General features: G+C 60.2%; 19 protein-coding genes. 14 read left to right on the top strand and 5 right to left on the bottom strand.

Going from position 1 to position 19642, the window contains the following annotated elements; all coding sequences use genetic code 11:
• Window positions 1-141 precede the first annotated feature (141 nt).
• A complete protein-coding gene (locus tag R5R73_RS06770) occupies window positions 142-465 on the top strand; it encodes a DUF883 family protein (protein WP_071230257.1) in 324 nt (107 codons plus the stop codon).
• A gap of 157 nt (window positions 466-622) precedes the next feature.
• Window positions 623-1033 carry a carboxymuconolactone decarboxylase family protein gene (locus R5R73_RS06765; protein ID WP_110636670.1) on the top strand — a complete coding sequence of 137 codons (411 nt, stop codon included), beginning with the start codon at window positions 623-625 and terminating at the stop codon, window positions 1031-1033.
• Between the two features lie 193 nt (window positions 1034-1226).
• Here R5R73_RS06765 and R5R73_RS06760 read toward each other — a convergent pair whose 3' ends face one another.
• Together R5R73_RS06760 and R5R73_RS06755 are read right to left on the bottom strand one after the other, a co-directional pair.
• Window positions 1227-1955, bottom strand: a complete 729-nt coding sequence (locus R5R73_RS06760; RefSeq protein ID WP_322529237.1) for a Crp/Fnr family transcriptional regulator — start codon at window positions 1953-1955, stop codon at window positions 1227-1229.
• A 416-nt stretch (window positions 1956-2371) separates the two neighbouring features.
• Window positions 2372-2986 carry a hypothetical protein gene (locus tag R5R73_RS06755; protein WP_276232543.1) on the bottom strand — a complete coding sequence of 205 codons (615 nt, stop codon included), beginning with the start codon at window positions 2984-2986 and terminating at the stop codon, window positions 2372-2374.
• 686 nt (window positions 2987-3672) lie between these two features.
• On the opposite strand from R5R73_RS06755, the gene R5R73_RS19285 reads away from it, so the two are divergent.
• The 10 genes from R5R73_RS19285 (at window position 3673) to R5R73_RS06700 (ending at window position 14889) form a co-directional block, all read left to right on the top strand.
• A complete protein-coding gene (locus tag R5R73_RS19285) occupies window positions 3673-4026 on the top strand; it encodes a general stress protein (RefSeq protein ID WP_110636679.1) in 354 nt (117 codons plus the stop codon).
• A 328-nt stretch (window positions 4027-4354) separates the two neighbouring features.
• The gene (locus R5R73_RS06740; protein WP_276232544.1) at window positions 4355-5185 is read left to right on the top strand and encodes a Crp/Fnr family transcriptional regulator; all 831 of its coding nucleotides are present in this window, start codon (window positions 4355-4357) and stop codon (window positions 5183-5185) included.
• A gap of 133 nt (window positions 5186-5318) precedes the next feature.
• Complete coding sequence (locus tag R5R73_RS06735) at window positions 5319-6587, top strand: cytochrome P450 (protein ID WP_322529236.1); 1269 nt, start codon at window positions 5319-5321, stop codon at window positions 6585-6587.
• A gap of 157 nt (window positions 6588-6744) precedes the next feature.
• Entirely contained in the window at window positions 6745-7227 is a 483-nt protein-coding gene (locus R5R73_RS06730) for a hypothetical protein (protein ID WP_322529235.1), read from the top strand.
• Window positions 7228-7519: 292 nt separating this feature from the next.
• Complete coding sequence (gene fdhF, locus R5R73_RS06725) at window positions 7520-10486, top strand: formate dehydrogenase subunit alpha (protein ID WP_322529234.1); 2967 nt, start codon at window positions 7520-7522, stop codon at window positions 10484-10486.
• Window positions 10486-10977 (top strand): DUF1641 domain-containing protein, encoded by a 492-nt coding sequence (locus tag R5R73_RS06720; RefSeq protein WP_322529233.1) that lies wholly within the window; start codon window positions 10486-10488, stop codon window positions 10975-10977. The genes fdhF and R5R73_RS06720 overlap by 1 nt, the downstream gene beginning before the upstream one ends.
• Window positions 10978-11013: 36 nt before the next feature.
• On the top strand, window positions 11014-12366 hold the full coding sequence (locus R5R73_RS06715) for a cytochrome ubiquinol oxidase subunit I (RefSeq protein WP_110636697.1): 1353 nt from the start codon (window positions 11014-11016) through the stop codon (window positions 12364-12366).
• Window positions 12366-13319, top strand: a complete 954-nt coding sequence (locus R5R73_RS06710) for a cytochrome d ubiquinol oxidase subunit II (protein WP_322529232.1) — start codon at window positions 12366-12368, stop codon at window positions 13317-13319. The genes R5R73_RS06715 and R5R73_RS06710 overlap by 1 nt, the downstream gene beginning before the upstream one ends.
• Window positions 13320-13618: 299 nt before the next feature.
• The gene (locus R5R73_RS06705) at window positions 13619-13933 is read left to right on the top strand and encodes a hypothetical protein (RefSeq protein ID WP_110636702.1); all 315 of its coding nucleotides are present in this window, start codon (window positions 13619-13621) and stop codon (window positions 13931-13933) included.
• A gap of 125 nt (window positions 13934-14058) precedes the next feature.
• Window positions 14059-14889, top strand: a complete 831-nt coding sequence (locus R5R73_RS06700; protein ID WP_322529231.1) for an MBL fold metallo-hydrolase — start codon at window positions 14059-14061, stop codon at window positions 14887-14889.
• Window positions 14890-14909: 20 nt separating this feature from the next.
• On the opposite strand, the gene R5R73_RS06695 is transcribed toward R5R73_RS06700, so the two are convergent.
• Window positions 14910-15413 carry a universal stress protein gene (locus R5R73_RS06695; protein WP_322529230.1) on the bottom strand — a complete coding sequence of 168 codons (504 nt, stop codon included), beginning with the start codon at window positions 15411-15413 and terminating at the stop codon, window positions 14910-14912.
• Between the two features lie 314 nt (window positions 15414-15727).
• Here R5R73_RS06695 and greB point away from each other — a divergent pair, with 314 nt between their 5' ends.
• Window positions 15728-16267 carry a transcription elongation factor GreB gene (gene greB / locus R5R73_RS06690; protein WP_322529229.1) on the top strand — a complete coding sequence of 180 codons (540 nt, stop codon included), beginning with the start codon at window positions 15728-15730 and terminating at the stop codon, window positions 16265-16267.
• Between the two features lie 123 nt (window positions 16268-16390).
• Window positions 16391-17632, top strand: a complete 1242-nt coding sequence (locus R5R73_RS06685) for an EAL and HDOD domain-containing protein (RefSeq protein WP_322529228.1) — start codon at window positions 16391-16393, stop codon at window positions 17630-17632.
• Here the strand turns inward: R5R73_RS06685 and R5R73_RS06680 are convergent.
• Window positions 17616-18623 (bottom strand): methyltransferase, encoded by a 1008-nt coding sequence (locus R5R73_RS06680; protein WP_322529227.1) that lies wholly within the window; start codon window positions 18621-18623, stop codon window positions 17616-17618. The two genes, R5R73_RS06685 and R5R73_RS06680, sit on opposite strands and share 17 nt — an antisense overlap.
• Window positions 18623-19471, bottom strand: coding sequence for a methyltransferase domain-containing protein (locus R5R73_RS06675; protein WP_322529226.1), 849 nt, complete (start codon window positions 19469-19471; stop codon window positions 18623-18625). Before R5R73_RS06675 ends, R5R73_RS06680 begins: the two co-directional genes overlap by 1 nt.
• Window positions 19472-19642: the final 171 nt, after the last annotated feature.

Genomic DNA, 19642 nt, shown 5'->3' with positions numbered 1-19642 from the left:
CTATACCTGACGCTTGCCGCCCGGCCGACTCCGCGAGGCACCGACCAACGAGCGATCGCAGGATTTCCGGCGGCACGGGCACTTTACAGCGTCTACGCTGTCATACGCACTCAGGCCCATAATCCATCAGGGAGGTGAAACATGAGCCTATTCAAGCGTGAAGACCGTGAAGCCCGTACCGATCGCATTCGTGCCGATCTGGACGATATCGGCGATCAGGCCCAGGCACTGGGACGTGACCTGCGAGATGACACACAAGACGCGATCGAAGAGGCACGACTGCAGAGCGAAGCGCAATATGCTCGCATGGCGGACCAGGCCCGCCAGCGCAATCGCCGGGTCAAGCGTTCCGCCAATCAGTCGGTCAATGAGTGCGACCGTTACGTGCGTGAACATCCGTGGTCCAGTATCGGGGCAGCCACGCTGGCTGGCGCCGTGATCGGCTTGTTGATCGGCCGCCGCTAGCCTGTCCGACGCCCCGCCATGCGGGGCGTTCTGCTTCCTGGTCATGCCTAAACCATAGTTTCAATCTTTAACTGCTATTAAACATTCCAATCAAGGCTGTGGAAACTTGAGAACGATAGTCGTTTAATCGCATGACACCTGAATTCAGGAGACCGAGATGAACGCTAACAAGTGGCAAACGATCGATGTCAAAAACATCGATAAATCAGCGAGATCACTGCACGCCTGCTCACTGGATCCGTCCATTCGCTGCCTGGCGGAATTGCGCGCTTCGCAGATCAACGGTTGCTTGAGCTGCACTCATTTCCGTCGCGAGCAGGCCGAAGCGCTGGGTATCTCCCCCAGCAAGCTGCAGGCGCTGGCCGCTTGGGCAGAGTCCGACGAGTTCAATGAGCGCGAAAAAGCCGCACTGGCCTGGTGTGAGTCCTTCACCCACTTTCGTCCCGCCAATCCGGCCACGCGCAAACTGGCGCTGAATGCGTTCTCCCCGCGGGAACTGGCGGATCTGACCATGGCGATCGAAATGACCAGCGCACTGAGCCGCGCCACGCGCCGCGCAGCGGTCTAGCAGGACTCGACGCCAAGCTTCATCTCGGCTCGCTCTCGTCACCACGGGAGCGAGTTTTGGCGTTTGGTTTTTGGCATTCGCTTCCGGACGCCAATGCCGCATTTCTACCTCTCTACCTGCTTTACCTTTACCTCTGCCCCTCGCCCCCCCGCACATCGCCCTTGAAGCCGAATCCTGAGATAAAAAGGATCGATCAGGCAGTGTGAGCGATGCGATCCTGCAGACATCCCACCACACCGCCTTCGCTCGCCAACGCGGGCCTATCGAGCACCGTCACCCAGCCTCGGGCAAGCTTGATCACCCCTTCCTGTCGGAACGCCGTCAACGTCCGGCTGACATGAACCGGCGAAAGACCAAGTGCATCGGCAAGCTGCTGTTGGGACAACGGCAAGCGAAAGCTCTCGCTCGAATCGTCATCGTTATACTGCAGGCGACAGAATATCTTGAGCAGCAAATAGGCAACGCGTTGGCGAGCACTGCGACGCGAGAGATGCACCAGCCGCTCGCTCAGCACGGCCTGCCGATAGGAACAGACTGCGAAGCAGACCGACATGAGGCTCGATGATTCGCGAAACAGACTCAGCAGCTGGCGGTTGGCGACCGTGCGGATCTCGCCGTCTTCCAGCATGGCGACGCTGGAGAGCCGATACCTGAACGAGAATTCATGTAACCCGATGATGTCGCCGGGCAGGAATATCTCGAGGATGTGCCGCGTGCCATCCTCCATGTAGCGAAACGAATAAGCCCACCCTCGTCGCAATGCGCAGAAATCACGCACAAGGTCGCCCTCGTGCCAAATCACCTGTCCCTTGGTGGCATCAATCGCCGTACCTTCCAGTGCGTCGAGCTGGCGACGGTCATTTTCAGAAAGTGTTGCGTAGCGACTGAAATGGTGGGCAATACAGCCTTCCTGCTGACCCATTCACTCGTGCCTTCTTAAATTTTTCAAGCATGACAGCATGTTAGCGAAAGGAGGTATATAACACCGGTTAGATAGGCAGGGTAAATCCGGCAATGGGATTGTTCGAGGCGTCAATTGAGAGGCTTTCTTCAGCGCTGTTCGGCAATCTTTCAGTACTATCTAACAATGATTCAGTACTACCCGAAACGATTCAGCACTACCGAAAGCGCTGCGGGACTACCGAAAGCGCTACAGTACCATTCAAGAGTGAATAGTACGTGGGGGCATGTCTTTGAAGCGGGATACCTTTTGGTATATTAATCAATCAATAACAATTCAGGAATCGGGTCGCAAAAAAACGTCGCTCATCGACTGCCGCAGCCTATGTACGAAAGCCGACGAGCGGTGGTCAGGCCCACCGAGTATCGAAAAGACCGCTACCCCACCGTGCGATTCAAGGTGCCAATCAGATAGAGATCATGCAGGTAGGCGTCGAGCCGGGAAATGCCGTGCGTCATGGCGATCACGGCGTAGATGAGCGACATCAGCACCCATTCGCTGTTCATCCAGGCCAGTGACGGCACCGGAACCTGATAGGCAATCGTGTAGAGGCTGAGCCCGCCGAAGAACATCACCACCAGGCAATTGATCAGCACCAGCGACAACAGCACCGGGCGGCTATCGCTGGCGGGCGGGCTGGTCTGCCAGGAGAGCGGATGGCGCACGCGAACCCGGCCGTTGGAGACGATCCGGCGCTGGCGGCGCAGCAACGCCGCCAGGTACTGCGATGCATCGGGGCGGGAAGCCGCAGAAAGTGCGAGGCGCTTGTCGAAGCGCGCGCCGAACTGCCGGCCCACGAGATCCAGAAACCCCTCGGACTCCCCCGTTGTCGCATACTGCTCTGCCTGTCGCGACAGCTGACCAAGCGGGCTGTCGCCATGCGTACGGCGCTCGTCATCCTCGAAATTCTGAGCGTAGTAGATGTCGTAGACCTGATAGACGGAAATAGCGACCCCCAAGAAAATCAGCAGGTACATCAATGCACTCAGCATGCTCGTCTACTCTCCCCAGCCTTCCCGTCGAGATCGCCATCATAGCAAGCCGACCTCAGAACAAGCCATGCACATCAAGTGCGGCAATGGGTCACTGTGATCGTCACCTGTCAGGCAGGCATCGACGCGACACCTGCGATGCTCCTCCGAGCCTCGTTCGGCTTCAGTTGATCTCGATGAGGCCGTCGCTTGCCAGCAGATGACGATAACGTTGCATGCCCTACGCGAAAGCGCGTGTCCGTTCGTGAAGCATCCATGCGAAGACCCTGCAGCCAAGGCGGTGTCTTTCCCGCGAGTGGACGATCGAAATTCTGAACGTGGAGCCGTGCAGGTTGCGATGCCTTTGCCGATCGGATTCGACACAGGCCCCCACCTCCTTCCTTTATGCTACCTCCATGGTTTTTCTCCATGTTCATGATGGTTAAATATCGTCCTGTTTTTCACTCGCGCAACAATTAACCTGGATTATCTTTTAAATGGCCTGCGCAATCCTGTTCCTTAAACAATCACTTGCACTTAATTAAACCGAGCATGACCATCGGTAAATAAAGAAACATCGTTTCCTAATCACACTTAATAACATTTTAAAACCTGATTAGCTCGACCATTAATCAGATTCCACTATCTTGATTACTGACGGCGATACGCCATCATTTGTACCGAACCTAAGGAAAGGGAGAGTTGAAATGACTAACCGTAATCCCGGCAATTTTCAGAATGATCGCGAAAAGGCTTCGGAAGCTGGTCATAAAGGCGGCCAGAAAAGCTCAGGCAACTTCAAGAACGATCCCGACAAGGCCGCAGAAGCTGGCCATAAGGGTGGTCAGGAGAGTTCCGGCAACTTCAAGAACGATCCTGAAAGGGCCGCGGAAGCTGGTCACAAGGGCGGTCAGGAGAGTTCCGGCAACTTCAAGAACGATCCTGAAAGGGCTGCGGAAGCAGGCCACAAGGGCGGTCAGGAGAGTTCCGGCAACTTCAAGAACGATCCGAAGAAGGCCTCCGAGGCTGGCCACAAGGGTGGCAAAAGCCAAGGCCATTGAGCTTGGCCGAAGCGCAAAAAGGCAGCGCTTCAGGGCGCTGCCTTGAAACAGGATGCTTTCGATGGCCTGAAAGGCACGGCACGGTCTTCTGAACAGCCTGATGAAGAATAAGGTTATGAATTCTTTATCCTATTCTTCCCATGTGGCGGATAGTGAAGTTCTGTCGACTATATCGCCAAGATGCAAAGGCAAGCGACGATCAGCCGTGTCGTCGTTTCGCATGGGGACGCCATTGAGCAGATCAACGATGCCAAAACGATTCCCGAAGAAAGACTTAAAGCCAATCCTGCCGGATTATCTGACAGAACATTTGCCGAGGTAAATCACTATGTCTTCGCTAGCCGAAGTTACTGGCCGAACATCCAAGCTTTCCCGACGAGTCTCGGCGAACTCTCATCTGTGGCATGACTATTCACTCTATTTCGAAATTTTCTCTCATCATGCACCGCTGTCGATCAGCAATCGTGAAACATTGGCCGAGCTACAGCAGGCACCTCGCCGCTTCAAAAAGGGAAGCGTCGTCAAGAACCACAGCCTGAACGCCAAATATCTGCTGGCAATTCAAGATGGTTGGGCGTGTTCCTGCCGCGTCACAGAAGAGGGCAAACGCCAGATCATCGATCTCTATCTGCCAGGTGACATCGTTGGCCTGCGTGATTATCACACCGGCGGTCGTTTCGACGAGGTCACCATGCTGACCGACGGTCTGGTCATTCCGATGCACAAGTCCCAGCTCGATCAGGCGATGCAGAAGGATCACAGTCTGGTGAATGCGATGCTTGCCGCTACCATGCATCAGTGCAACATCATGGCAGATCGACTCAATAATCTGATCAGTCATGATGCAACGACACGACTCGCCTATTTCATTCTCGAGCTGCATGCACGTCTCAATTTTTCTCGCTCCGAAATGAGGGACCTGACCATTCCTTTGTCCCAGCAGGTCATCGGTGATCTGCTGGGTATGACCAACGTACATGTGTGCCGCTGTCTGAGCCAGCTCGAAGCCAAAGGCCTATTAACCCGGGACAAAGACTCACGCAACATTCGCCTTCTCGATTACCCGGCGCTACTGGCATTAGCCGGTTTCAATACGGCCTATCTGCATAGTTGCAGTCGCGCCAGGCAACGTGCCGCCACGGCATCCAAATCGCACTGACGCGATAGCCGATTTCGCTGATTGCCGCCTTGACGGCGTTGGATAACGAGCGTCCACGGTTCAGCAAGAGCGAACCGTGGATTGCCGTTCTTGCAACGCTCCTTAGCCAAGATATCTCGATCGGGATGCATGAATGAGCCGTTACCAGGAAGCTCCCCGGGCAAACCGGGACTGTACGCTCGCGTTGATACAGGAAGGGTACGGCTATATCGGATCGCAGTGTGATCGACTGGGCAGCGATGTATTCCGTTCCCGACTGATGTTGCAGAAAACCCTGTTCCTGCGGGGCGAGGAAGCCGCCCGGCTGTTCTACGACCAGAATCGATTGACCCGAGAGCAGGCGGCCCCCAAACGGATGCAGAAGACGCTGTTTGGCGTTGGCGGCGTTCAGGGGCTCGAAGGCGAATCCCATCGGCGGCGCAAGGCCATGTTCCTCGCCTTCATGTCCCAGGCGAGAATCGACGACCTGCTCCATCTCGTCGAACAGACCTGGCAGGCGAAAATGCCGCATTGGCAATCCGGTGCGTCTCTCGTATTGCTCGACGAGTTCCACCGGATTCTCTGTCGCGCCGCCTGCGACTGGTGCGGTATCGCGTTGAAAGAGAAGCATGTGGCGGGATTGACGCAAAGCCTCGTGCTGATGATAGAGGGAGGAGGCAGCGTCGGCCCCAGGCACTGGAAAGCCCGTCGCGCCCGCCACCAGACCGAAAATACCTTGATGTCGATGATCGACGACTATCGGCGCCGCCCCGAATCGGCGGATTCCGCCCTTCCTCTGCCTGCCTTTGCCGATTTCCGGGACGAGACCGGCGCACGTCTTCCCAGCCGGATCGTGGCCGTCGAGCTTCTCAACCTGATCCGCCCGATCGTGGCCGTCGCGCGCTACATGGTCTTCACCGTGCTGGCGATGCACGAGCATCCCGACAGTCTCGGGAAACTGAAGCAGACTTCAGGAAGCAGCCTCTATCGCCGTGGTTTCATCGAGGAGGTTCGGCGCTACTATCCCTTCTTCCCCTTCCTCATCGCGCGGGTCAGGCAGGATTTCGTCTGGCGCGACTACCGTTTCCATCGCGGCTGGCAAGTCGTGCTGGATCTCTATGGCACCAATCACGATCCCAGCCGCTGGGACGACCCCGATCGCTTCCTGCCGGAGCGCTTCGAAGAGGAAGACGAAGATTGCCATCGTTTTGCCACGATCCCGCAAGGCGGCGGCGAGCATGCGACCGGCCATCGTTGCCCCGGAGAGTGGATCACGCTGGCGCTGATCGACCTGACCATCGACAAGTTCGCGCACCAACTCAGCTATCGCATCCCGGACCAGGACCTGTCGATAGCCCTGACTCGCATGCCCGCCAGGCCAAGCAGTGGCCTCGTCATTGATCAGGTCGGTCGCCTTGACTGACGATACTCACCAACCGCTGGCGCCCTTGCGCATACACGTCGCGTCGAGCCCCCTTTAGCGCCCATTAAAAAAACTAATCCATGTTATGGGTAACGTCATAATTTGAAACTATCATTTACAGGTTGCCAATTAAATCAACCTCTTTTGATAGATTTCCATGAAATATGCCATCCAAGTATCAAAAGACAATGCTGGTTATATCGCGCTATGCCGAGAATTTCCCAAGTTCGTTGCCACCTCTAAAAATCTCGAAGACCTGTCTCAGCTCACCGTTAAAAACCTGAGCGCAATCATCAGGGATTGTCTCGCCAATGCAGAATACGTTCCGCACAGCATGGAGGCGGATGAGGCAAGGCATGTCTGGTACCCACCCATCGGCATTCGTTTCAAGGTAGCTATCTCGAACGGCCTCATCGAGAAAGGCTGGTCACGGGATGACTTCGCCGGTGCCATGGGGTTGACGCTTTCGAGCATGAACAATTTCTTCGACAGCGAAATCAGTACGCGCCTGACCACCCTCGATAAAGCCTTCCGTGTTCTCGGCCTCTATCCGCATCTGGATATCATCGAATCGCCAGGCGATCTGTTCCTGGATTATCGCGAGTCCGACGCTGCCAACCGGACCCAATCGCCGTCTTAACCCAGATCAACGTTCGGTTCGTTCGCACCCTAGCCTATCGGTGAATCCTGACTAGGCTGAGCGTAGCCAAGGAAGCACTGAATCAATGCCTGCGGGCAAGTGGCCGGGGTGTGGATGCCGGGGCGCCGGTTCGGTTGGAACCCACGCCTGCCCGCGACGGGCACCGGTTACTGCGCTCCCGTGCGTCTTGCGTTTTACCCGTACCTCTCGCGCTTTACGCCGCCCGCTCATCGATTCAGCGCCTCCTCATCCTACAAAAGTGCGTAAACGACCGTGACCGGGTGGACGAGCAATGGCGCAGTGCAAGCTATATGTCAACGACGAGCCGCTGACCGGAGAGTCGGGCGTCTCTCTCGTCGATTTTCTCGAGCAAAACGACATCGACATTCCCCATGTCTGTTACCTGAAGACGCTGGGTCCCATTCAGACTTGCGATACCTGTTGGGTGGAGATCGACGGTGAACTCAAGCGAAGTTGCGCCGTGAAAAGCGAAGCGGGCATGACGATTCACACCGACTCTTCGAAGGCAAGAGCCGCCCGAGAAGAGGGGATGGATCGCCTGCTGTCGAAGCACGAACTCTATTGCACGGTATGCGAGAACAACAACGGCGACTGCACCTTGCATAACACGGTCGCCGACATGGGAATCGACATCCAGCGCTACGACTACCAGCGCAAACCCTACCAAAAAGACACTTCCAGCCCGTTCTACACCTACGATCCCGATCAGTGCATTCTCTGCGGTCGCTGTGTCGAAGCGTGTCAGAACATCGAGGTCAACGAGACGCTGTCGATCGATTACAGCATGGAGAACCCGCGGGTGCTGTGGGATGGCGGCGAGCTGATCGACGAATCGAGCTGCGTCCACTGCGGCCACTGCGTCACCGTCTGCCCGTGTAACGCCCTGCTGGAAAACAGCATGCACGAGAACACCGGCCCGTTCACGTTCATGCCCAAGTCGCTCAAGCGCTCGATGATCGATCTGACCAAGCAGGTCGAGAAGACCACCGGTGCCCAGCTGATCACCGGCGTTTCGGTCATGGACATGGAATGGCGCCAGCCGGAGATCAAGCGCACCAAGACCGTCTGCACCTATTGCGGCGTGGGCTGCTCCTTCGAGATGTGGACACGGGATCGTCACATTCTCAAGATCCAGCCGGTGGAGGATGCCCCGGTCAACGGCATCTCGACCTGCATCAAGGGCAAGTTCGCCTGGGACTTCGTCAATTCGGACCGGCGCCTGAAGAAGCCGTTGATCCGCGAGAACGGCGCCTTCCGCGAAGCGAGCTGGGAAGAGGCGTTGAACCTGGTGGCACGCCGTCTGCTCGAGGTGCGCGATACCTACGGCTCGGACAGCATCGGCATCATCGGCTCCAGCAAGGCCAGCAACGAAGAAGCCTACCTGGCGCAAAAGCTGGCCCGGCAGATCATCGGCACCAACAACATCGACAATTCCTCGCGCTACTGTCAGAGCCCCGCCTCCACCGGCCTCAAACGCACCACGGGCTACGGCGCGGATGCCGGCCGGGTCGAGGACCTGCAGCTGGCCGATGTGGTGATCATGGTGGGCAGCAACACTGCCGAGAGTCACCCGGTCATCGCCTCGCGCCTGAAGTCGGCGCACAAGCAGGGCAATCAGAAGCATATCGTCGTCGATACCCGTAAACACGAGATGGCAGAGCGGGCCGACCGCTTCCTGCAGCCGCGCGCCGGGACCGATCTCGCCTGGGTCCTGGCGATCACCCGCTATCAGTTCGATCACGGCTACGCCGATCTCGACTTTCTGGAACGGCGCGTCTCCGGCGTGGACGAATTCCGTCGTTCGCTCGAACCCTATACGCTCGAATTCGCCGCCGAGGTCACCGGGCTCTCGCTGGAGACGCTGACCGAACTGGCGGAAACCGTCGGCCGCGCCGAACGGCTCTGCATCGTCTGGGCGATGGGTATCACCCAGCACGTCCACGGTACGGACACCAGCTCGGCCTTCGCCAACCTGCTGCTGACCACCGGCAACTATGGCCGTCCGGGCACCGGCGGCTACCCCATGCGCGGCCACAACAACGTGCAGGGCGCGAGCGACTTCGGCTGCCTGCGCAACACCTACCCCGGCTACGACTCGGTCACCGACGACGCGGTGCGCGAGCGCTGGGCCAAGGGCTGGGGCGTCGACAAGGAGACGCTCCCCGGCGAGGTGGGCGAAGGCAACTTCCTGATGGTGCAGGCGGCCGACAAGGGCGAGCTCAAGGCGATGTACGTGATGGGCGAGGAGACGGCCTTCTCGGACGCCGATACCAACAACGTCCACGAGGCCTTCAGCAAGCTCGATTTTCTCGTCGTCCAGGACATGTTCGTCAGCCGCACGGCGCAGTTCGCCGATGTGGTGCTGCCCGCCTGCCCCAGCGTCGAAAAGGAAGGCACCTTCGTCAACACCGAGCGCCGGATCCAGCGCTTCTACGAAGTGATGCCACCCCTGGGAGAGAGCCGCCCCGACTGGCAGATACTGACCGAACTGGCCAACCGGATGGGCTATGACTGGGATTACAGCCACCCTTCCGACATCATGGCCGAGTGCGCATCCATCTCGCCGCTCTTTGCCGGTGTCACCTATGAACGTCTGGCCGGCTGGAACTCCCTGCTGTGGCCGGTCGACGCCGATGGCACCGACTCTCCCTACCTTTTCCGCGACTCCTTCCCGCAGGATGACGGCAAGGCCAAGCTCTACGTGGTGGAGTGGCGGCCGCCGGCGGAATCCAACGACGACGACTACCCGTTCATGCTCGACAACGGCCGCCTGCTGGAGCACTTCCAGAGCATGAACCAGAGCGGCCAGACGGTTGGCACCCTGGAGCAGGTGCCCGAATGGTTCGTCGAGGTCGGCGAGGACACGGCCCGCGAGATGGATCTCGAAGACGGTAGCTGGGTCCGCGTCTCGTCCCGACGCGGCAGCCTGGAGGTGAAGGTCTGCGTCACCGATCGGGTAAGCGGCCATACGCTGTTCATGCCGATTCACCAGGGCAAGCCGGGCCTGAATCTGCTGACGGGCGAACATCACGACCCCGATGTCGACACGCCGGCCTACAAGGAAACCGCGGTCAGGCTGGAACCGCTGCCCCGAAAGAAAGGCGAACCGCCCCTCCCCCGCAACAACTTTCGCTACGGCCACCGCACGCCGATCGACGGCGTCCCGGTCGAGGTCAAGTGGATGCAGGAGGACTATCGTCAGCCACCGCAACACCAATCGCATCCGGAGAAGAGCTGATGGCAGAACGTATCAACTACACGCCACCGCCCAACGGCGATCTCGATCCCAGTGCCCAGCAGGAGTGGGAACGCCTGCTCGAAGGTCTTCACGAGCATGGCTTCCTGCGCTTTGCCAACGATCTCGTCCGCAGCAATACCCAGCTGGCACAGATACTCACTAACGCGCTCAGCCGCGAGGGGTCGCTGAATGCCATTCAGAACCTCTCTTCACTGCTGATCGCGCTTTCCAGCATTCCGCCCGGGCAGTTCCACAAGACGGTCTACGCCGCGCGGGATGCGTTCGTCGCCATGGAGACGGAGATTCGCTCGGAGCGCGACCACGACAAGGCGCCCGGCTTCAGTGGCGCCTTCCGCCTGCTCAAGGACGAGGAACTGTGGCAGGCGCTGACGCCATTGATCGGCGGGTTGAAGACGTTCACTGCGGGCCTTGACCGTGATGTCGAACGGCCGGTTTCCGATCGCACGGGCAAACCCAGCGACTTTCAATAGGCGACCGATGCGCCGTTCCTGAAAGGGTAACCAGCCATGTTCCCGTTGGACACGCTCGATCTCGCTCGCCTGCAGTTCGCCAGTACCCTGCTGTTTCACATCATCTTTCTGGCACTGAGCATCGGCTTGTCCACCTATCTCGCCTTTCTGCGCTGCATGGCGGCGTGGAAAGGCGATGCCATCTACATGGCGCTGTACCGCTATTGGCTGCCCCACTTCACCGCCAACTACGGCGCCGGTGTGGTATCCGGTGTGGTCATGGCCTTCGAACTGGGCCTCAACTGGCAGGGGTTCACTCGCGCCGCCGGCGGTATCAACGGGGTGCTGCTGAGCTACGAAGTGGTGACGGCGTTCTTCCTGGAAGCGACGTTCTTCGGCCTGATGATCTTCGGCGAAGGCAAGATCGGCACGCGCATGCACTGCTTCTCGGCGATCATGGTGGCGGTTGGCGCCTATCTCTCCTCGTTCTGGATTCTGGCTTCCAACAGCTGGATGCAGACACCGGCCGGCTTCCTGCACGAGGCCGGCACCTACGTGCCCGTCGACTGGCTGGCCGTCGTCTTCAACCCCTCGTCTCTCTACCGGCTCGTCCACATGTCGCTGGCCGCGATGATCGCCACGGCATTCGTCGTCGCCAGCATCGCAGCCTGGCACCTTCTCAAGGACCGCACCGACCCCGTCTCTCGCAAGATGCTGTCGATGGCGTTATGGATGCTGACCTTCGTGGTGCCGCTGCAGATCGCGGCGGGCGATCTCCACGGGCTGAACACGCTCGAGAACCAGCCGGTCAAGGTGGCAGCCATGGAAGCCTACTGGGAACACAAGCCCGAGCAAGGCGGCATGCCGATGGTGGTTGCCGCCTGGCCGGACAGCGCCAGCGAAAGCAACCGCTTCGCGCTGGAGATCCCCCGACTCAGCAGCCTCTATCTCACCCATAGCCTGACCGAAAAGATCCAGCCGCTGACGGCCTGGCCCGAGACGGAACGCCCCAACGTCCCGCTGGTCTTCTGGTCCTTCCGGCTCATGGTCTATACCGGCTTCGCCATGCTCGGCATCGTCGCGGTGTCGCTCTATCTCCGCCATCGGCGGTCGCTTTTCGATACCCGCTGGTTCCTGCGGGCGATGACCCTGACCCTGCCGATGGGTCTCATCGCCATCGAGGCCGGCTGGATCACCACCGAAGCCGGCCGCCAGCCCTGGATCATCTACGGCGAAATGACGACACGGGAAGCCGTGACCCCCTATGGCACCTGGCAGCTCATCGCCAGTCTGGCCGTGCTGTGGACGATCTACACGCTGGTCTCCGTGGCGGGGACCTACCTGTTCTTCAAGCTCACCCGGCGTTCACCGCGCGCCATGCTGGCTAAAGACGACAACGGGGTCTCCTGATGGATACGCTGGCAACGGTACTCTACATCCTGATCGCCCTGGCGCTTTCCATCTATTTCCTGCTGGATGGCTACACGCTGGGCGTGGGTCTGAACATGCCCTTTCTCCGCCACAAGCAGACGCGGGAACACGCCATCCATTCCGTCACCCCGTTCTGGGATGCCAACCAGACCTGGCTAGTCTTCGCGGTTTCGGCACTGTACGGCGCCTTTCCGGCGCTCTATTCGACGATACTGCCAGCCTTCTACATCGAGATCGTCGTGCTGCTGATGCTGCTGTTCGTGCGCGGCATCGTGTTCGAATTCTATGAAAAATTCTCCCACCCCGAACGCTTTCACGCGCTGCTGTTCGTGGCTGCCCTGACCGCCGCCTTTCTCCAGGGCGCCATCGCCACGCAGATTCTCATGGGCCAGGGGCTCTCGGACGAACCCAGCCATGGTGACATCTGGCAGTATGAAAGCGCCCTTGGCGGCGCCGTGTTCATCCTGGGCTATGCCGTGCTGGGCAGTGCCTGGCTGCGCATGACGCTCCCCCGGGCCAGCACCGACTCGCAGTCGATCTTTCGGCTGATATTGGGCATCGTGGCGTTTCTCGTGCTCGTTCTCTGGATCGTCACCTGCCTGATCGAGCAACCGCTGCTCGCCTCTCGGGTAGGCGAACGAGGCGGGGTCATCGCCGGCTTCGCCGCCACCGGCATCGTGGGCGCCGTACTCGCCAGACACCTTGTCAATACCCGTACAGCGGCCTTTCTATGGGCCGCGTGCATATTGATGATGCTGACGGCTATCGTCTATGTCTGTATCTACCCCGACCTTCTGATTGGCAGCCCGGCGGATGAAGGTGCGATCGCCCCGCATGCCAGCCTGCTGTTTCTTCTCGTCGGGCTCGCGATAGCCCTGCCGCTGATCGTGACTTATACCCTGTACAGCTACCGCTCTCTCTTGAAGCCTTGAGACATTTATCGAAGCCGTAATCCATGGCTTTTCAGGCTTTGTACGAAAAGTCGGCGAGCGATCATCAGCCAAGGCAACACTCAGCGGCATCAGTCGCGGACACTGACTCACCGACATGGGCCGATTCTTTTTATCTGGCACGCCACAGACCGGATACCCGCCAAGAAACCCGAACGACATTGATGCCGGTTAATCCCGCCTTCCGCGTTGGGATTAAACTGGAAAACAAGATGATCAGGCTTGATTCAGATGGTGATCGAGCCTGGTTCAGGAAATGCCTTCCGCTCAGGAGAAACGCGATGAGTCGTGAAACAGATAACGCCGAGGGCTCTGCCAAAGAGCGCCAGCAGGCCAAAAAGGCGATGGACAAGGATACCCCGGATGCCGCCGAAAGCCGGCAAGCGTCGGGCTCGCATCACGAGGAGCCGAAACCCTATCGTCCGGATGAAAACGTCGACAACCAGAAGTCCGCCAAGTCACGACACACGCCAGCCCACAACGACACGGTAAAGGAGACGCCCGTTCCCGGCGCCCAGCTCGCCAAGGAGAAGAAGGCCCACAAGTCCAATATCAACGACAAGGCCGACAAAGCCGACCCCAAGGCAAGCGGCTAGCGAACCGTTGGGCGCTCCTTATCCAGACAAGCCACATCGAGCCAAGCCACAACGAGCCAAGCCACAACGAGTCAAGCCACAACGAGCCGAATCGAGCCATTCCGTCGTCCAGCACGAGATAACTCATGAACGAAGAAACCCGTCAGAATCTTGCCCTGGGCCTGATCTCCGTCCGCGACAATCAAAGTTCGCCGGTAGCACCCGGTGTGACACAACTGACGCTCAAGTTCGTCAACGTCTGCTTCGTGGCGGAGCCGAGCCAGGATCGCTGGGTGCTGGTCGACGCCGCCCTCCCCAGGCAGGAGGGAAAAATCATCGCCTGGGCCAAGCGGCTCTTCGGCGATCGGCCGCCCGCGGCGATCATTCTGACGCATGGCCACTTCGACCATATCGGCTCGGCGCTGGCGCTCAGTCGCCACTGGCAGGTGCCACTGTATGCGCATCCGCTGGAGTTCCCGTATCTGACCGGCTCGCAACCTTACCCGCCGGCGGACGCCTCGGCGGGAGGCGGCGCCATCTCGCGCCTTTCCCCGCTGTTTTCGCGAGGCCCTTACCATTTCAACGAGATCCTCTCTCCGTTACCGGAAGACGGCTCGGTTCCCGGGCTGGATTCGTGGCGCTGGCTGGCGACACCGGGCCATTCGCCGGGGCATGTTTCGCTATTCAGGCAGGAAGACAGGACATTGATCGCGGGAGATGCCTTCGTGACCGTACAGCAGGAATCGCTCGGTCAGGTCATCCTGCAACGGACCAGACTGAGCGGGCCACCGCGTTACTTCACGCAGGACTGGGGGCAGGCTTTCGAGTCCATCAAGCTTCTCGCGAAGCTGACACCGGCGATGGCGACGACGGGGCATGGCCCGCCGGTCGGCGGCGCCCTTCTGACCAACGGGCTAGAGCACATTCTCGGCCATTTTCATGAAGATCACATGCCGAAGCATACCTTCATGCACTAGCCTGCCGAACCGGTACCGCGTCATGGGTTCCGGTTCCGCGAACCAGATGCGTCAGATGAGCCAGGTGAATCAGGCGAGTACTCGAGAACCACCTGCTCCTCTTCATCCACGACCATCAATCTACAGGACGTCGACTTCTTGACCTTGCCGATCATCCCTTCCCATTTCGGAGAGGATTTCGACGTTCCCATGATGATCGTATCGACTTTCAGCCGGCGGGCTTCTTCAGCGATCGTTTCGGATAGCTTCCCGTCCTTTATCAGGAAATTCACCGCCGCCATCGGCTCGTTCAAACGATTCCAGCGCTCTTCCAGAAATGCTTCGGCACGCGCGATATCTTCTTTATCCAATGCATGCGTGGCAGCGCCTGTCGCAGCGCCCAGGACGTCTCCCGTCTCTTTGGGTTCGACGACATGCAGCAGGTAAAGTCGCGTATGATCATGTTGGGCGATGCCTCTAGCCCTGCGCAAGGCCGCCATGGATGCCGACTTCTTTCCTAGGGGGATGAGGATCGAATTCTGCATTGTCGCCTCTCTTTGTCATTTCGATATTGAGTATAGCGACCGGCCTACCCGCCTCTTTAATGCGGATTAACCGCGCAAAATCCTTTCTCTCTTTTCGTTACGCTTCGATACATGCATAACGCCATCCGCGACGGCGACTACCGGTCGTCAGCGTTTTGCTACCGCCGGCTACCGTTTGCTATCGCCCGCCGTCAATTCACTGGCAACCATTGCCAACGCTCCGGCCGCATGGCGTTGGCTGCGAGTATCGTCGTGGTGATAATCGGCGGATTCGCGTTACGCTAGCCGGATCTTCAGGCATCGAGAGACGTGATATGCAAGGGCGAAACATGACCCGCTGGCGCGACCCCAAGAAAGACCCGCGTCAGGAAAAGAAAAGCAACCTGATCACCCCGCAGGGATTCGACCGGCTGCAGGGCATTCACGACCATCTGTCCCGTGTCAAACGGCCCCAGCTATCGGCGAAAGTCGGTGAAGCCGCCGCCCTGGGCGACCGTAGCGAAAACGCGGATTACACCTACAACAAGAAGGAACTCAATCGCGTCATCGCGCGGATTCGTTACCTGCGCAAGCGCCTGGACGAGCTGCAGGTCGTCGACCGCTTGCCGGCCGATACCGGCAAGGTCTACTTCGGCGCCTACGTGACGCTGGAAGACGACGAGGGCGAAGAACTGTCGGTGCGCCTGGTCGGCCACGACGAGACCGATACCGACAAGCACTGGATCAGCATCGATGCCCCTCTCGCTCGGGCATTGCTGGGCAAGGGGCTCGATGACGATATCGTGGTCGCCGCCCCGGGTGGCGAAACCCACTATATCGTCACCGACATCGCCTATTCGGATCCCGACCACTGAAAAGAGAAGACGCTGAAAACGCGCCGGTAACTCAACAAATCCGCGAAGCGGTCGATAGAGGAACAAAGGGCCGACCAACCTGGCCCGACAGATCAAGATGACCGGGATCCATCAAGGAAAGCCATGCCGAACGCCTCCGACTCTCAAGCTGCCTCGGTGTTGTTCGCACGGCAGCCGATCTTCGACACCTCGCTCGAGATCGTCGCCTTCGAACTGCTGTATCGCCCGACCGATGGCGGGCCGATGCCGATGCCATTCGACGGCAACCGGGCGACCAGCACGGTCCTGCTGAACGCCTTCACCCAGGGCGATCTGGAGACGGTCAGCCAGGGGAAGCCGTTGTTCGTCAACTTCACCGCGGCGACACTGCTCGATGACCTCCCCTTCGACCCCGCCTGTCTGGTCATCGAGCTACTCGAGGACATCCCGTTCGACGACACCATCCGTGACCGGCTGGCGCTGCTACGCCAACAAGGCTTCAGGATCGCCCTGGATGACTACGCCGAAGGGGATATCGAGCACCCCTGCCTGCCTCTGGTGGATATCGTCAAGCTCGAGTACCCGCACTACTGCGACGATGCTTTCGTGCGTATCGTGCAGCAACTGCGCCAACGCTACCCGCATCTCAAGATACTGGCCGAAAAGCTGGAGACGGCAACCGAGCTCAGCTGTTGCCAGCGCGCCGGTTGCGACCTGTTTCAAGGCTACTTTCTTGCCCGGCCCCAGCTCGTTCACGGCAAAACCGTGGTCGCCGACCGCATCGCCATACTCGAGCTCATCGCCACGCTCAGCAAGCCGGACGTGAGCGCGGACGATATCTTCGCCGCCATCGAGCGAGATCCCGTGCTTGGCGTGCGACTGCTCAGGCTGGTCAACAACACCAAGCAGCGCGAGGTCGAGATCACCTCCCTGGAACAGGCCGTTGCCCTGGTCGGCCCGCAGCGCATCCGCAGCCTGGCGACGCTGCTGGCACTCTCCGAGGTGGAAGACAAGCCGGCGTCACTGCCGCAATCGGCGCTGGCGCGCGCCTGCCTGTGCCGGGAACTCGCGGCGAGCAACCCGGCGCTGGCCGAGAAAGCCTTCATCTCGGGGCTGTTTTCCTATCTGGAAGCCTTCTTCGACCGTCCGCTGGTGGAGCTTCTCGAGTCGCTGCCGCTGCACGCCTCGATCACCACGGCGCTGCTGACCCGCGCCGGCCCGGTGGGCGCGCTGCTGGAGACCGCCATCCGGCTGGAAAGCGAATCCTGGGAGGAGATCCCCTGGCCCCGGCTGGAGCTGATCGGCATTCAGGTCGAAGACGTCCGGGCCGCCAATCGACGCGCCCGCCAGGCCGTCCGCGAGCTGCAGGCTAACGCCGCGCCTTGATGGCGCGATAGACCCGAAAGCGCCGGTTGTCGGCCAGGATCTCGAAGCTGCCGAATGCGGCCTCGAGCCAGTCCGGATACGGCAGAAACGCGTTGGCGACCAGCGTCAGGCTGCCGCCGTCGACCAGATGCGCCGGCGCCTCGCGAATCAACCGCTCGGCGGGGCCATAATCGACCGCACGCTGCTGATGGAACGGCGGGTTGCTGACGATGGCCTCGAAGGTGCCTTCCAGCTGGCGATAGACATCGCTCTGGAGGACCGTTCCGGTCAACTGATTGGCCGCCAGTGTGCGGCGCGTCGCCTCGACCGCGAACTCGTTGATGTCCACCGCCGTGACCTCGCAGCCCTGCCGTGCCAGCCACGCCGCCAGAATGCCGTCGCCACAGCCCACATCCAGCGCGCGAAGCGGTGCATTGCCGCGCGCCGGCAGCGGTGACTGCTGCAATGCCTCCATCAACAGCCGCGTGCCCTCGTCGAGCTTGCCATGGCCGAAGACGCCGGGATGGGTCTCAAGCGTCAGCCCCTCTGCCGTGAACGTCTGCCAGGCGGCATCCGGATCGCGAACGGGCTCGACCGTGCGGGTGGCAAACAGCGTGCAGCGACGCGCCGTATCCAGCTTGCGGCACGCCTGCTGAAAGCCTTCCAGTATCTTCGGCACCCGCTTGATGCCGCCCTGGTTCTCGCCGACGACCTGCAGCGGCGTGCCGACCGGCAAGGCGGCATTCAGTGCCGCCAGCCACCATTCACCCAGGGCATGGCTCTTGGGCCAGAACAGCACTGCGCCCGGCACCTCGGCCGGCGGCGCGCTCAGGGCGCCGTAGGCCGGTCGCCCGGCCTGACGCCAGGCGTCGCAGACATCCAGCTCCGCGCTCCAGACGCTGCCCTCGCCGGACTCGAGCCAGCCATCGCGGGGCGGCGCCACCCACAGCCAGCCGCGATAGTCCGCGTCCTGGCGGGCAAGCAGTTGACACGCCGGGGGTTGCGTCGACATCAGTACGTCTCCTCTGGGCCCGCGCTGTCGGCGTGCCGAATCATGTAGTGAAGGTAGCGCCCCAAGCGCCAGTGGGGCTCGACCTGGCAGTAGCGCTTCTCCAGCTCGATGATCGTCGCGAGCCGTTCTTCGCTCGGCGAGCGTTCCCGCAGATAGTCGTGAAAGATCCGGATACCGGCGACGCTTTCGATCACCAGCCCCTCTTCCCGGCACCAGCGTTCGATATCGGCATGCGTCAGCGGCGAGATCGGTGTCAACCGCTGGCGCTGGCCGGTACCCGAAAGCCGATCCTCCAGCGCCTTGTCGAGGTTGCCCTTGACCACGTTGGAAAAACGCAGCGCATCGCGGTTGAACACCATCAGCGACAGGCGACCGCCCGGCGCCAGCAGGGATTTCAGCGTGGCAACCGCCAAACGCGGCTGGGCCAGCCACTCCAGCACCGCGTGACACACGATCAGCGGCCACGGCCCCGGCGCCAGCTCCGGCAACGCCTGGATCGGCGCTTTCAGCGCCCGGATGGGCAACTTGCCGAATTCGGCACGCGCACGCGCCAGCATCTCCGCGGAAGGCTCCGCCAGCGTGACAGGATGCCCCCGCTCGGCCAGCCACACGCTCATCTGGCCGAGGCCGCCGCCCACATCCAGCGCGGGCGCACTGTCCTGCGGCAAAGAGTGCGACAGCACCTGATCGAGCACGGCCAGGCGGATCTGGCCGCGCGCCGTGGCGTAGAGACTACTGGCGAACTTGTCGGCCAGGCCGTCGAAGATCCGGTCCTGCCCCACGGGGATATCGTTGCCGTGTCGCGGGCTCGCGGCGGGCAGCTCGGAAGCGTCATCAGAACTAGGCATGAGAACACGGCATGAGATAGGAATGGCTCGAATCGGAAAGGCGGCATTGTACCAACGCCAACGCAGAGCGTCCCGACGCAATGGCTCCAGCGGGTTTATCTCGGCGAATCCGGCGCTTATACTATGCGCCGCTCGAGACACATGCTTCGCTCGACGAAACAGCGGTAGTGC

It is taken from the genome of Salinicola sp. LHM (assembly GCF_034479735.1).
GTDB lineage: Bacteria > Pseudomonadota > Gammaproteobacteria > Pseudomonadales > Halomonadaceae > Salinicola > Salinicola salarius.
This window is presented reverse-complemented; position numbering and strand designations above follow the sequence as displayed.